General features: G+C 41.1%; 13 protein-coding genes, 1 tRNA gene and 1 pseudogene. 11 read left to right on the top strand and 4 right to left on the bottom strand.

Translation table 11 applies throughout. The features are described from left to right. Positions 1-115: 115 nt before the first annotated feature. Positions 116-1,267: a serine hydrolase domain-containing protein gene (locus QL229_RS01800; RefSeq protein WP_138556971.1), complete on the top strand. Its 1,152-nt coding sequence runs from the start codon at positions 116-118 to the stop codon at positions 1,265-1,267. Between the two features lie 96 nt (positions 1,268-1,363). On the opposite strand, the gene yhbY is transcribed toward QL229_RS01800, so the two are convergent. Further along, entirely contained in the window at positions 1,364-1,660 is a 297-nt protein-coding gene (gene yhbY / locus QL229_RS01795) for a ribosome assembly RNA-binding protein YhbY (RefSeq protein ID WP_135924078.1), read from the bottom strand. An 89-nt stretch (positions 1,661-1,749) separates the two neighbouring features. Here yhbY and rlmE point away from each other — a divergent pair, with 89 nt between their 5' ends. The 8 genes from rlmE (at position 1,750) to QL229_RS01755 (ending at position 9,151) form a co-directional block, all read left to right on the top strand. Continuing rightward, positions 1,750-2,379, top strand: coding sequence for a 23S rRNA (uridine(2552)-2'-O)-methyltransferase RlmE (gene rlmE / locus QL229_RS01790; RefSeq protein ID WP_135924079.1), 630 nt, complete (start codon positions 1,750-1,752; stop codon positions 2,377-2,379). A 57-nt stretch (positions 2,380-2,436) separates the two neighbouring features. Continuing rightward, positions 2,437-4,386 carry an ATP-dependent zinc metalloprotease FtsH gene (gene ftsH / locus QL229_RS01785; protein WP_281546439.1) on the top strand — a complete coding sequence of 650 codons (1,950 nt, stop codon included), beginning with the start codon at positions 2,437-2,439 and terminating at the stop codon, positions 4,384-4,386. A gap of 98 nt (positions 4,387-4,484) precedes the next feature. Further along, entirely contained in the window at positions 4,485-5,333 is an 849-nt protein-coding gene (gene folP, locus QL229_RS01780; RefSeq protein WP_135924081.1) for a dihydropteroate synthase, read from the top strand. Beyond that, positions 5,326-6,681: a phosphoglucosamine mutase gene (glmM, locus tag QL229_RS01775; RefSeq protein WP_135924082.1), complete on the top strand. Its 1,356-nt coding sequence runs from the start codon at positions 5,326-5,328 to the stop codon at positions 6,679-6,681. The genes folP and glmM overlap by 8 nt, the downstream gene beginning before the upstream one ends. A 69-nt stretch (positions 6,682-6,750) precedes the next feature. Further along, entirely contained in the window at positions 6,751-7,500 is a 750-nt protein-coding gene (tpiA, locus tag QL229_RS01770; protein ID WP_135924083.1) for a triose-phosphate isomerase, read from the top strand. 1 nt (position 7,501) lies between these two features. Continuing rightward, complete coding sequence (gene secG / locus QL229_RS01765; RefSeq protein WP_135924084.1) at positions 7,502-7,849, top strand: preprotein translocase subunit SecG; 348 nt, start codon at positions 7,502-7,504, stop codon at positions 7,847-7,849. Between the two features lie 77 nt (positions 7,850-7,926). Continuing rightward, a tRNA-Leu gene (locus tag QL229_RS01760) sits at positions 7,927-8,011 on the top strand. 195 nt (positions 8,012-8,206) lie between these two features. Then, a complete protein-coding gene (locus QL229_RS01755) occupies positions 8,207-9,151 on the top strand; it encodes a general glycosylation pathway protein (RefSeq protein WP_135924085.1) in 945 nt (314 codons plus the stop codon). A 22-nt stretch (positions 9,152-9,173) separates the two neighbouring features. Here the strand turns inward: QL229_RS01755 and QL229_RS01750 are convergent, their stop codons facing one another. Beyond that, on the bottom strand, positions 9,174-9,326 hold the full coding sequence (locus QL229_RS01750; RefSeq protein ID WP_171040387.1) for a hypothetical protein: 153 nt from the start codon (positions 9,324-9,326) through the stop codon (positions 9,174-9,176). Continuing rightward, entirely contained in the window at positions 9,326-10,168 is an 843-nt protein-coding gene (locus QL229_RS01745; protein WP_138556970.1) for a VOC family protein, read from the bottom strand. The genes QL229_RS01750 and QL229_RS01745 overlap by 1 nt, the downstream gene beginning before the upstream one ends. A 348-nt stretch (positions 10,169-10,516) precedes the next feature. Between QL229_RS01745 and QL229_RS01740 the strand changes: the two are divergent. Then, positions 10,517-12,779, top strand: a pseudogene (locus QL229_RS01740) (TonB-dependent receptor). A 42-nt stretch (positions 12,780-12,821) separates the two neighbouring features. Here QL229_RS01740 and QL229_RS01735 read toward each other — a convergent pair. Continuing rightward, positions 12,822-13,190: a hypothetical protein gene (locus QL229_RS01735; RefSeq protein ID WP_138556968.1), complete on the bottom strand. Its 369-nt coding sequence runs from the start codon at positions 13,188-13,190 to the stop codon at positions 12,822-12,824. A 44-nt stretch (positions 13,191-13,234) separates the two neighbouring features. On the opposite strand from QL229_RS01735, the gene QL229_RS01730 reads away from it, so the two are divergent. After that, positions 13,235-13,801: a GNAT family N-acetyltransferase gene (locus QL229_RS01730; protein WP_281546461.1), complete on the top strand. Its 567-nt coding sequence runs from the start codon at positions 13,235-13,237 to the stop codon at positions 13,799-13,801. Positions 13,802-13,855: the final 54 nt, after the last annotated feature.

The raw sequence follows: 13,855 nt of genomic DNA, 5'->3' as shown, positions 1-13,855 counted from the left end.
ATAGTATAATCTACCCATAAAAAATAAAGATTAAGCGTATTGTACGTTAGTCGAAGCAAAAGTTCATGATATTATGTTATGAGAAACTTCCTAAACGAATTTAAAAAAATAACTAATGAAGTACAGTTTACGTTTTATTCCTTTCTTTTTTCTCCTTCTTATTCAGCTTTTTTCAAGTCGGTATGCACTTGCTAGTGATCAGCAATGGCAAACATTCGTCAATGATTATAATAAATATTTAACCCGCAAGTTAACAAGTAAAGGTATTCCTGGCGGTTCATTGGCGATTGTGAAGTTAGGTGAAGAAGATTTCATCAAAGGGATTGGGCGAACAAAAATAAAGGATGGTCGCAGGGTAAACCAACATACTCGGTTTCGTTTAGCTTCGGTGTCAAAAACTTTTGCAGGCTCACTTACTGCAAAACTTGCGGCACAAGGCGAATTTAATATTGATGATCCAATTAGTAAATTTATTCCTGAGTTTTCAAATACCGTCTACAAAGATGATTTAAAAATTTATCATATATTGAGTCATTCAAGTGGCTTGGTGCCAAATGCCTACGATAACTTAATTGAGTCACGGATGAGTTATCCCGACATTGTTGAACGTTTATTAGCAGTAGAGCCAATTTGTAAGCCCAGTGAGTGTTATGGCTATCAGAATGTGATGTTTAGTTTAATTGATTCAGTAATTTTAAAATCAACTCAAATGGATTATTCCCACTGGATCACTGAATATATTTTTGCGCCACTAAAAATGAATGATGCCAGCGTTGGTTTTGAAGGCATGGTAAAAGATGAAAACTATGCGCATCCACATGTGCGTGGCAGAAAGCGTTGGTATACATCACGTTTAAAGAAAAATTATTATAAGGTGCCAGCAGCAGCAGGTGTAAATGCAAGCGCCAGTGATATGGCAATATGGCTAAACGCCCAGTTAGGGCAATTCCCTGATGTGCTGCCATTGGATGCGCTGATCAAACAAACACGCCCATATACGCATACCAAAAAGGAAACTCGCCGCAGAGTATGGCGAGAGCACGTAAATGATGCTTTTTACGGATTGGGGTGGCGTATTTATGACTATGATGACGAAGTACTTTATTACCATAGTGGCTGGGTGCAAGGTTATCGTAGTGATCTTGTGGTGTTTCCACATTTGAATATTGGCTTTAGTTTAGTGTTGAATGCCGAAACGGGTTTGATTAATGAATTAACTACTGAGTTCATTAATCGGGTACTTAAATACACTCGTGCAGAAAAATAGCAAGCGGCTCATGTTTGGTTACAAAATAAAATTGATTCAGAAATAGAAAAGCCAGCGAGTAACGCTGGCTTTTATTTTTAAATTGCCGATACGGACTTAGCCGCGTGGTAATTGAATTTTTTTATCTTCGCTTTGACGATACAGTACAATTGTGTGACCAATTGTTTGAAGCTTCTCTGCTTTAGTCTCGCGAACAATCGCATCAAAAATCAATGCTTTAGTTTCACGATCATCAGTAGGTACCTTAACCTTGATTAATTCGTGAATGTCTAACGCGCTGTCAATCTCAACCAAAACACCTTCGGTTAAACCGTTAGCACCAAGTAATACAACAGGTTTTAAACTGTGTGCTTGACCTTTTAAAAACTGCTTTTGTTTGTTCGATAATTTCATGTTGTTACAAATTTTGCTGAATATGGCTTGAATTAAGGGTATTCTAACGCCATCTAGAGAATATTACTAATTAGTTACGTATTAATTTTATGGCAAATAAAAAACATTCAGCCAGTTCTAAGCGTTGGCTGAAGGAACATTTCGACGATCCTTATGTTCACGAAGCGCAAAAGAAAGGCTGGCGTTCTCGTGCGGTATTCAAATTAGACGAAATTCAAAACAAAGATAAATTAATCAAACCATCAATGACGGTGGTTGATTTAGGTGCGGCTCCAGGTAGTTGGTCACAATACTTAGCAGAAAAAGTAGGTGATAATGGTCAAGTTATTGCGTGTGATATCCTACCAATGGATTCGCTAGCAGGTGTCGACTTTTTGCAAGGCGACTTCCGTGAAGAAGCCGTGCTTGATGCGTTATTAACTCGTATTGACGGAAAAAATGTTGATGTGGTGTTTTCTGACATGGCACCAAATATGAGCGGCAATACATCTGTTGACCAAGCTGGTAGTATGTACCTAGTAGAACTCGCGTTGGATATGTGTCACCAAGTTTTAAAGAAAAACGGCGCATTTTGTGTCAAAGTATTCCAAGGCGAAGGATTTGATCAATACTTGCAGGACGTACGTAATAGCTTTAAAGCGGTAAAAATTAGAAAGCCCGATGCTTCGCGTGCCCGTTCTCGGGAAGTTTATATAGTGGCGACAGGCTACAAACTGTAGTACAGTTGTGCAGCGTTAAGTTGAATTTAAATTAATTGGATACAAGAGGTTAACCCCTTGAGCGATATGGCGAAAAATCTAATACTCTGGCTGGTCATTGCAGTAGTGCTAATGTCAGTGTTTCAGAGCTTTAATGGTGGTGATCAAGTTGATCGCCAAACAAGTTACACTCAGTTTGTAAGCGATGCTCGTAGCGGCGCTATTCAAGAAGTTTCAATCGAAAGCACAACAGGTACTATTACTGGCACCAAAACAAACGGTGAGCGCTTTCAAACTATCATGCCAATGTATGATAAAGACATTTTGAACGATTTATTAAAAAGCAATGTCAATGTGAAAGGTGTAAAGCCTGAAGAGCAGTCTTTCCTCGCCAGCATTTTAATCTCTTGGTTCCCAATGTTACTGCTTATTGGTGTATGGATTTTCTTCATGCGTCAAATGCAAGGTGGTGGCGGTAAAGGCGCGATGTCTTTCGGTAAGAGTAAAGCGCGCCTGATGAGTGAAGACCAAGTTAAAACTACTTTTGCTGATGTTGCTGGTTGTGACGAAGCAAAAGAAGATGTAACTGAGCTGGTTGACTTCTTACGTGACCCATCTAAATTCCAAAAGCTAGGTGGTAGCATCCCGAAAGGCGTACTAATGGTAGGTCCTCCGGGTACAGGTAAAACGTTACTTGCAAAAGCCGTTGCAGGTGAAGCAAAAGTGCCGTTTTTCACAATCTCAGGTTCTGATTTCGTAGAAATGTTCGTTGGTGTTGGTGCATCACGTGTACGTGACATGTTCGAGCAAGCGAAGAAAGCCGCACCGTGTATCATCTTTATCGACGAAATTGATGCGGTAGGCCGTAAACGTGGCGCCGGCATGGGTGGTGGTCACGATGAGCGTGAGCAAACACTTAACCAAATGCTTGTAGAGATGGATGGTTTTGAAGGTAACGAAGGTATTATTGTTATCGCAGCAACCAACCGCCCTGATGTATTAGACCCAGCGTTATTACGTCCTGGTCGTTTTGACCGTCAAGTTGTTGTTGGTTTACCAGACATTCGCGGACGTGAACAGATCCTAAAAGTACATATGCGCAAAGTACCACTAGGTGACAACGTAGAAGCGGCTGTAATTGCACGTGGTACGCCAGGTTTCTCTGGTGCTGATCTTGCTAACTTAGTTAACGAAGCTGCGCTATATGCTGCACGTGGTAACAAGCGTGTAGTAAGCATGGCAGAGTTTGATGCAGCAAAAGATAAAATCATGATGGGTGCAGAGCGTAAGACCATGGTGATGAGTGAGCAAGAAAAAGAAATGACTGCTTACCACGAAGCGGGTCACGCGATTGTTGGTCGCATGGTGCCTGAACATGACCCTGTGTATAAAGTATCGATTATCCCTCGTGGCCGTGCACTGGGGGTTACTATGTACTTGCCAGAGCAAGACCGCGTGAGTCACTCAAAAGAGTTGCTTGAGTCAATGATTTCGAGTCTTTATGGTGGCCGTATCGCTGAAGCTTTAATCTATGGCGAAGATAAAGTAACAACGGGCGCAAGTAACGATATTGAACGTGCAACTGATATTGCTCGTAAAATGGTTACTCAGTGGGGTCTAAGTGAAAAGCTAGGTCCATTACTTTATGCTGAAGATCAAAACGAAATGTACATGGGTGGCGGTGGTAGCCGTGCTATGAGCATGTCAGATGAAACAGCTAAAGTTATCGATAGTGAAGTGCGTTTGTTCTCAGACCGTAACTACCAACGTGCTGAGCAAATATTAAAAGATAACATCGACATTCTTCATGCGATGAAAGATGCACTTATGAAGTACGAGACGATTGATGCTGGTCAGATTGATGACTTAATGGCTCGTAAGCCAGTTCGTGAACCTCGTGATGTTCATGACCGTCGTCCAGATGACAAAAAATCTTCGGCTCCGAAAGTAGAATCGGCCCCCGAAGAGATAAAAAGCGAAGATTCAGTAAAAAAGGATGAAACAAACCTTGATGACAAAGCTGAATAATCGCTAAAATAGAAAAAGCAAAAGCCCCGCATGCCGGGGCTTTTTTGTAGCAGAAAACAATACTGTATTTTTTGCCATGGAAGCAGTAAAGGTGATCGATGACCGCTATTAAATTACCCCGAGGTCGCACTTTACACCTCGACGACCCTATTGTAATGGGGATTTTAAACGTAACCCCTGACTCTTTCTCAGATGGCGGCAACTACTGTCAGCTCGACAGCGCTGTCAAACAAGCGCAAGCTCTTTTAAATCAAGGCGCAAAAATTATTGATATTGGTGGTGAATCCACTCGCCCAGGCGCACCTGATGTGTCTTTAGATGAAGAGCTAAAACGCGTAATCCCATTGGTTAAAGCACTTAGGCAAAGTAGCGATTGCATTATTTCTATAGATACCAGTAAAAGCGAAGTGATGCGTCAAGCTATTATTGCCGGTGCTGATATCATAAATGATGTAAGAGCATTGCAAGAACCTGGGGCTATAGATGTACTTGCTGAGTACCCAGATGTGGCTATTTGTTTAATGCACATGCAAGGGCAGCCACGAACTATGCAAAGTAATCCGGTATATACTGATTTATTTGCAGACATAAATCGTTTTTTTGCCGAGCGTATTGCAGCATGCGAGCAAGCGGGTATTCAGAAACATCGAATTATACTGGATCCAGGTTTTGGATTTGGTAAAACACTGGCTCATAACTATCAAATCCTTGATAGGTTTGATGAGTTTAATCAATTTAATCTACCAGTGTTAGCAGGCTTATCACGCAAATCAATGATAGGTAACTTATTAAAAAGAGACACGAGTGAGCGTTTAGCAGGTAGCTTAGCGGGAGCATTAATTGCGGCCCAAAATGGCGCTAAAATTATTCGTGTACATGATGTATTAGAAACAGTCGATGTGCTTAGCGTATGGCAAGCATGTAAGAAAGGAATTACAAATGAGTAAAACAAGAAAATATTTTGGCACGGATGGCGTTCGTGGCATGGTTGGGGAGTTTCCAATCACCCCTGAATTTGCTTTAAAACTAGGCTGGGCTGCTGGTCGTGTACTATCAAAAATTGGCACCAAGAAAGTTATAATTGGTAAAGATACTCGTATCTCAGGTTATATGCTGGAAACATCGCTTGAAGCAGGTTTAATTGCGGCGGGTATTGATGTTGTTCTTTTGGGCCCTATGCCGACACCTGCTGTTGCTTATTTAACCCAAACATTCCGTGCTGAAGCGGGCATTGTAATTAGTGCATCGCATAATCCATATCATGATAACGGTATTAAATTCTTTTCAAGCAGAGGCTTAAAGCTACCTGATGAAGTTGAGCTTGAAATAGAAGCTATGATGGATGAGCCTATGACCTGTGTTGCCTCAGACAAACTAGGTAAAGCTCGTCGTTTAGAAACAGCGGATGGTCGCTATATTGAGTTTTGTAAAAGCCAATTCCCACAAGGCCTGTCTTTAGAAGGGTTAAAAATTGTGCTTGATTGTGCCAATGGCGCTACATACCACATTGCTCCTTCGGTAATGCGTGAGCTAGGCGCAGAGGTTATCTGTCATGCTTGCGAGCCAAATGGGGTAAATATCAACTTAGAGTGTGGTGCAACCCATGTTGAAACTCTTAAACGCAAAGTATTAGAACATAATGCTGATGTGGGTATTGCTTATGACGGTGATGGTGACCGCGTAATGATGGTTGATCATAATGGCAGAGTTTTTGATGGTGATGATATTGTTTATATCATTGCATGCCAAGCTGCTAATGACGATATTCTAGGTGGTGGTGTTGTTGGCACCGTTATGTCAAATATGGGCCTAGAGAATGCCCTAAAAGCGCGCGGTATTGGTTTTGCTCGTAGTAAAGTGGGCGATCGCTACGTGATGGAGCTTTTACAAGAAAAAGGCTGGAAAATCGGTGGTGAGAGTTCAGGGCACGTATTGAATTTAGACCTGATCAGTACGGGTGATGGTATTATCTCGAGCTTACAAGTACTCGCAGCTATGGTCGCGCAAAATAAAACATTACAAGATCTAGGCGCTGGCTTTACAAAATACCCAATGAAAATGATCAACGTACGTTACCCTCAGGGCACAGATCCAACACAAGCTCAGGCTGTTATCGATATGGTTGCTGAAGTTGAAGCGCAACTAGGAGATACAGGACGAGTGTTACTTCGAAAATCAGGGACTGAACCTGTTGTTCGCGTGATGGTTGAAGCTGAGCAAGAGAAAATTGTACTTGATAGTGCTCAAAAAATTGCCGCAGTTGTTGAATCTGTGAGCAAACAAACCGTGGTATAACAATAACCTCTTGTAACTTAGGGCAAGTCGAGTTAGTATCTTGCCCGCTTTCTAATGTGGAGTGGAAATATGGCAGCACGTAAGCCGATGGTAGCAGGTAACTGGAAAATGAACGGCTCATTAGAGCTTGTTGAACAGCTATCTAGCGCTATTAAAGATGTTCAATCGGATGAACTTGATATTGTGGTTTTTCCACCATTCCCATTAATTAACGCTGTAACTCAGCAAGATGTTGTGGTTGGTTCGCAAACTGTTTCTGAGAACCAAGCAGGTGCATTTACCGGTGAGGTAGATGCGCAACTGGTTAAAGACTTAGGCGCAACATACACACTTGTTGGACACTCTGAACGTCGTAGTATTTATGGCGAATCAGATGAGGTTGTGGCAGATAAATTTGCTCGTGCGCAAGATGTTGGTTTAACACCGGTACTATGTGTTGGTGAAAGTGAACAGCAACGTGAAGCAAATGAAACCGAATTAGTGGTTGCAGCACAAATTGATGCTGTAATTAACAAATTAGGTGTAGCAGCACTGAAGAATTCTGTGGTAGCATACGAGCCCGTTTGGGCCATTGGCACAGGTAAGACTGCCTCACCTGAGCAAGCGCAAGCTGTTCATAAGTTTATCCGTGAGAAAATTGCTTCTTTAGATGATGACTTAGCACAGCAATTAACCATCTTATATGGTGGTAGCGTGAATGAAAAAAATAGCGAATTATTATTTGCACAACCAGATATTGACGGTGGCCTAATTGGTGGCGCAAGTCTAAAAGCAGACTCATTTACTGCAATCTGCGAAAGTGCAAAAGGGACCGTATAAGATGTACGAAATTTTATTAGTAGTTTATTTAATTGTTGCTTTAGCTCTAGTTGGTATGGTTTTAATCCAACAAGGTAAAGGCGCAGATATGGGTTCATCATTTGGTGCAGGTGCTTCTGCTACCGTGTTTGGCTCATCTGGTGCTGGTAACTTTATGACTAAAACAACCACAATCTTAGCAACAATTTTCTTTGTGCTAAGTATTGTTCTAGGCAACCTAACAGCTGGTCAAATTAAAAAGACAGATGAGTGGGAAAACCTAGAAGCTGCGCCAGCTGTTGAAACTGTTACTCCTGCACAAAACGATGTGCCGGTAACAGAAGAAAAGAGCTCTGACGTACCAAATTAATTGGCTTAGGCTAATACCTGTTAAGCTGTTTTCATTCCTCAAGTAAACAAAAAGCTTAACAACATACAGAATTGTATGCGGATGTGGTGGAATTGGTAGACACGCCATCTTGAGGGGGTGGTGGCTTCGGCCGTGGGGGTTCAAGTCCCCCCATCCGCACCAAAATTAAAAAGCCGTAACACACTGTGTTACGGCTTTTTTCGTTTTAGTGCTTTATACAACACACGATGCACTTTTTTAGTGCCATTATTCTAATTTTATATCGTCATTTTTTATATCAAGCTGATTATTATCGCTTTTTAAACTTGGAGCACACCTTGCTTACTTAGTTGTATCTATTCTCTTAAGGATACAAAGATGGCGAGAATGAGTTATCTCAGTGCAATTGAGCGATATGAAGAACAACAATTGCTGATACACAATTTACTACTGTCTATTTTAGCGAGTGTGCAAGCTTCAATCACCAACGAACAAGACTATCAGCAACTTGTAAAACAGTATCCGTTCTTAGAGTTACAGTATTGCTTAAATGAGCAAGGTATTCAGCTCGGTGATAATGTCTGCTTTAAACGTCAGTACAAGAAGCATTTGGCGCATAAAGGAGCAGGGCAGGATTTAAGCGCTAGGCCTTATTTTTTATTAGTGTCGAGCGCACCTGAAGCACATTTCACCTCTCCTTATATCTCGACAGCAACTAGGCATTTATGTATTTCTGCAATTAAACCGGTCGAAAAGAAACAAGGGGGCCATTATTTTCTTGTGATAGATGTCTGCTTAACTGAGCTGGTTGAATTTATTATGGGTGATACTAAACGTGCAAGCATGACCGCTTACTTTAAAGCTGGCTACGGCTTAATTGTTGGTTGTTTGTTTTGTTTAGTCTTTTATTTACTCTATCAAGTATTCATCGGTATGCTAGAACTGTTAATGAGTGAGCAGCCTCATTCTGATCCATTAAAACCTTTTACAATCATCATTTTCGTTACTCTTGCATTAGCCATTTTTGATTTAGGAAAAACAATTCTCGAGGAAGAAATTTTGATGCATAAAGATATCTTCCGCCATAGCTCGACTCGCCGCACTATCACGCGTTTTATTTCGACTATTCTGATTGCAGTATCGATTGAGGCATTATTAACTATGTTCAAGGCTGCGCTTGGTCAAACTGAGTATGTTATTCCTGCTGTGCTGATGATGTTTGCTGTGGCGGGGCTGTTATTGGCTTTAGCTATTTATGTTTATTTAGGTGCAAAAGCTGAAGACGTGCTTTCGCACGTCCAGCGTTTAAAGATAAAACATTAATTAAGGGCGCAGACTTTTATTTTTAAAGCGTCCCGCCAATGCCAATACTTGGGTTTACATAGACAGGCCCAACTTTAAAAGGGGCATTAATATCAAGGCTAGCATAAGGTGTGCATGCATTTAGTAGCACTAAGGTGGCTGCTAGCGCGGCTATTTTTAGAATGCGTTTTTTCATTACATTTGCTCCTGAATTACAATACCTGCGCCTGCAGGATCACGAATAATGGCTACACTGCCATTTCGCACTTGTTGAGTCGGCGCCATAAGAACTACACCACCTGCGGCTTTTACTTTAAGGAGTGTGTCGGAAATATTGGCAACTTTAATGTAGTTAACCCAGGTATTGCCAATGTTAGTGTCAGGCTTTTTAACAAAACCAATAGCCGGTTTATTATCGGCTGTTAGATATTTATAGTTATTTTCACCCAGTGATTTAGTCTGAACAGAATAATTGCCAAGCGATTGATAAAAAGACTGACTTTGCTCAGGGTTGTCAGTCCAGACTTCTTGCCATATCCAACGATTATCACTGTATGTAGCAGCTGGGTCACCATTAACTGTGTTGATCAAAGAAAATACCGCGCCTTGCGGATCTTCTAATACTGCTATGCTGCCTCGTCCTTTAATTTCTGTACTAGCAATTAAAACTTTACCGCCAGCTGAGACTGTTTTTTCGCTTATTGCAGCGATATTGTCAGTACTTAACATGCTCAGCCAATGACTGGCATTTTGCTTATTATCAAGCTCAGCCATACCTGCAATTAATTGACCGTCTGAGGTAGCGAGTAAATAGCTGTCGTTAACCTGCTTAAACTGCCAACCAAACACATCGCCATAGAAGGCTTTAGATTGTGCTAAATCAGGGGTAATAAGATCGTGCCAAACTACATGACCAATACGCTTGGTACCTGTATCGCTAATAGCAGGTAGTTCGCTAGAGGTGAGTTGACAGCCTGTAAGTGAAATCGCAGTGGCTGCGGCTAAAATGGCAACACGCAAAGGGGTAGGTAATTTCAAAGTTTGCTCCTTGCAAAATGGGGTCAACTAAAAGCATAGACTATTTATTGTTTGTTATTCAATCAAAAGTAAGAGGAGTTAATGAAGATTTAATTGCTTTTAGCTAAGCGCTACTGGTTTACTTTCTAAAAATTATAACCTTGTCTGTTTGCATGCAAATGAATGGTGAGATCAAGGAAGGAGTTGTTTTGGGTAAAATTATGCTATTTGTAATACATATTAAGGAGGATGTTGTTTAAAATTAATAAAAAATAAAATAATTATACATGTTTTCACAAAACTGACATATAATGCCCTTCCAGAGGAAAGATGCTTATAGCTAAGCGTCTTTTTTTATGCCTGAAATTTATGGGCGAAAATACACACACGGTATCCTTTGGAGTTTTAATTGAAATTACGTCATCTCTCACAGTTAACTGTGGCCATTGTTGCTGCATTATCTACTTCAGCGTTTGCTGAGCAAGAAAAAACCTCTGCTAAACAAGATGCTTTCGAGAAAATCGAAGTAACAGCGCGTAAGCGTACAGAAAGCATTTTTGAGTCGCCAACAGCGGTGACATCAATCGGTGAAAACCTGATTGATAAAGCAAACATGAGCAACCTAGAAGACATTGGTAAATACGTACCTAACCTAAACATCACCCGTTATGGTGTAGGTAATGCGGCTCATGCATCAGTGTTTATTCGTGGTATTGGTTTACAAGACCACGTGATCACAACTGATCCGGGTGTAGGTGTTTACTTAGACGGTGTATACCTTGGTCGTCAAATGGGCTCAAACTTATCATTACCAAATGTTGAGCGTGTAGAGGTGTTACGTGGTCCACAAGGTACTTTGTACGGTCGTAACACATTAGGTGGCGCAGTAAATATTATTACTAAGCAACCTGGTGACGAAGGCATTGTAACGACAACGGCAAAAGTAGGTAGCCGTGGCCGTTTAGCGGGTGACATTTACTTTAATAACAGCCTTACCGACACTGTAAGCATGTCTGCAAGCGTGTCTTATAAGCAACGCGATGGTGTAGGTGAAGCGATTAACCTTGCTAACCCAGAAAAAGAAATCGGTGAAGAGCAAGAGTTAAGCGGTCGTATGGCGCTTAAATGGCAAGCAAGCAGCGACTTATCTTTTGTGTTCTCAATTGATGGTGTTGATAACGAATCAGGCCAATCACCATACACAATTGAATTAACAGCGCCACTGGATCCGAATGACCCATTCAATGGTGATTTCCCATTACTAACAGAAGATATGTTACCAAGTGATCCTGATGATTTAGCATCAACGGTAGCAGGTATTGAGTCGACAGCTTACTCAGGCTGGGGCACGTCTTTAACCGCTGATTGGCACATCAATAATACCTACACAGCTAAGTTCATCACCAGCTACCGTAGCTCAGAGTATGAAGGTGGTCTTGATGATGACGCTGTAGCTCTTAACTTATCTGAATTCCCTGAAGAAGGTGGTGCAGATCAGTATTCATTCGAAATCCAATTAAACGGTAGCTTCGATAACATGGACTTTGTGTCTGGTTTGTACTTCTTTAATGAAGATGGCTTCACAAGTTCTGGTCCGTTCGTATTTAGCCCATTCAACACACCAGATGGCCTTTTAAATGATGGTACTACCGCGTCGTTTGGTGATTACGGTTACTTTGATATCAACCAAGAGACTAACTCATACGCAGCTTATATCAATGCAAGCTATGACCTAAGCGATGATTTAACTGTCGGCGGTGGTCTGCGTTATTCGAAAGATAAAAAAGAAGCCGATGCCTTGTTCCCAACGTTTGCGACACGTAAATACGTAAGTGCTGATTTTGATGCAGTAACATGGGATTTAAATGCGTCGTACCAGCTTAGCAATAACATGAACGTGTATGGCCAAATCCAAAAAGGTTATCAAACAGGTGGTTTCCCACCGCGTCCATTTGGTGGTCCTGATCAATTTGTTTCTTTCGATGAAACAAAAGCTATTAACTATGAGCTAGGCCTTAAAGGTCAGGTACATGAAGATGTATCTATGATGCTTGCGGTGTTTGTTACTGACTACACAGACCTTGCATTACCATTCTCAGATCCAACTGCAGGTGGCGGTTTCGTTACTATCGTAGAAAATGCGGGTGAATCTAAAGCACAAGGTATCGAGCTTGAGACAACAATTGCATTTACTGATGACTTTACGCTACGTAGTGCTATTGGTTATTTAGATTCAGAAATCACAGAAGTAGATGACGGTGTATTAGGTATTGGTAAAGGTGATTCACCAGCACTAACACCACGTTGGACTGTGATGGTCGCACCTTCTTATTTCATTGATTTAAGTAACGGTGGCACAGTGGCAGTAAACGCAAACTACTCTTACCGTAGCGATATGCAAGGTCAATCAGTTTTCAACCAAAGTGAACACATTGATTCGCGTGAATTAGTTGGCTTTAACATCTCTTACTTAAACCCGAACGGTGACTTTGAAGTGACTCTTTACGGTGAGAACGTGTTAAACGAAGTTTATGATGTAGGTCGCTTACAACAATCTGGCTTTGTTGGCGTGATGCGCAGCAACGACCGCAGCGAATTTGGCTTAAAATTCAAAAAAGAATTTGAGCTTTAATTACTAACAAAAAAGGGGCAAGTAAATACTTGCCCTTTCTTTTTAATTATTTTTCTCTTGTTCGCGCTTTTCGCGCGCTTCTCTTAATTCTTCAGCCAGTTCTTTTGCTTTTTGCTTGGTTTTTTCGGTTAGTTCACCTGCTGCTTCTTTGCTCTCAATCCATGCATCTAAGGCAATCTCTTTACCGTCGTCATACATGTTTAAGCCCATTTTTTTACTCTCTTCGAGTAATTCTTGCAGCGAGTCATCATTAAACTCATTGGTGGCGTCTTTTACGTCGCCCCAAGCGTCATTAAGAGCTTGCTTTACTTCTTCTTTTGCTTCGCTAGCATCTTTCTTTGCTTGCTCGGCATCGTCACATCCTGTTAAGGCTATACAGCCTAATAAAACTAAGCTTGCTAATTTTTTCATAATTTTCTCTAATGGTTATCCAACTCCACAAGCAGTATAAACAAATAAAAATGAACATAGCTAGAACAACACGTTTAAGTTTTCGATTAATGGATGGCAATGATGCCGAGCTTTTATATGAGCTCGATAACGACCCAGAGGTAATGAAATATCTAACTCGTGGCAAAATATCCAGTATGCAGACCATCAAAGAGGTATTCATTCCACGCTTGAATGCATATCGTAATGAGCAAAAAGGGTGGGGGCTTTGGCAGGTAAATATCATCGAGAGCAATACATTTATCGGCTGGGTATTAGTACGGCCTATGGGCTTTTTTGAACAGCCTGATTACAGTGATTTAGAAATTGGTTGGCGCTTTAAACAAATGAGCTGGGGTAAAGGTTATGCGTCTGAGGCAGCATTAGCTGTTGCCCATGGGGTATGTCAGGATCCAACAGTTAAATCGCTCTCAGCGACAGCACTGAAAGATAACATCGGCTCTATTAAAGTGATGGAAAAGCTGGGGCTTAAATTTATTAAAAACTATAACCATACAGATGAGCACGGCCAATTACCTGCGGTGCTCTACTCTTGTCCAAAAGAGCAATTAACACCATTTGAACACAACTGATTGACCCAACCAGCTTTAACATGCGTAAATGGGTGAAAGTTTCATCAATAAAAA

The organism is Pseudoalteromonas sp. PAR1 (assembly GCF_947311895.1).
Taxonomy (GTDB): domain Bacteria; phylum Pseudomonadota; class Gammaproteobacteria; order Enterobacterales; family Alteromonadaceae; genus Pseudoalteromonas; species Pseudoalteromonas lipolytica_C.
Note: the sequence above shows the minus strand (reverse complement) of the source record. Positions and strands in the feature narration are given on the sequence as shown.

Excerpts from the sequence above, each read along its gene's own strand:
- QL229_RS01755 (WP_135924085.1), top strand. The coding sequence starts at position 8,207 with ATGGCGAGAATGAGTTATCTCAGTGCAATTGAGCGATATGAAGAACAA.
- yhbY (WP_135924078.1), bottom strand. The coding sequence starts at position 1,660 with ATGAAATTATCGAACAAACAAAAGCAGTTTTTAAAAGGTCAAGCACAC.
- QL229_RS01750 (WP_171040387.1), bottom strand. The coding sequence starts at position 9,326 with ATGAAAAAACGCATTCTAAAAATAGCCGCGCTAGCAGCCACCTTAGTG.
- rlmE (WP_135924079.1), top strand. The coding sequence starts at position 1,750 with ATGGCAAATAAAAAACATTCAGCCAGTTCTAAGCGTTGGCTGAAGGAA.
- glmM (WP_135924082.1), top strand. The coding sequence starts at position 5,326 with ATGAGTAAAACAAGAAAATATTTTGGCACGGATGGCGTTCGTGGCATG.
- QL229_RS01735 (WP_138556968.1), bottom strand. The coding sequence starts at position 13,190 with ATGAAAAAATTAGCAAGCTTAGTTTTATTAGGCTGTATAGCCTTAACA.
- QL229_RS01800 (WP_138556971.1), top strand. The coding sequence starts at position 116 with ATGAAGTACAGTTTACGTTTTATTCCTTTCTTTTTTCTCCTTCTTATT.
- tpiA (WP_135924083.1), top strand. The coding sequence starts at position 6,751 with ATGGCAGCACGTAAGCCGATGGTAGCAGGTAACTGGAAAATGAACGGC.
- secG (WP_135924084.1), top strand. The coding sequence starts at position 7,502 with ATGTACGAAATTTTATTAGTAGTTTATTTAATTGTTGCTTTAGCTCTA.
- folP (WP_135924081.1), top strand. The coding sequence starts at position 4,485 with ATGACCGCTATTAAATTACCCCGAGGTCGCACTTTACACCTCGACGAC.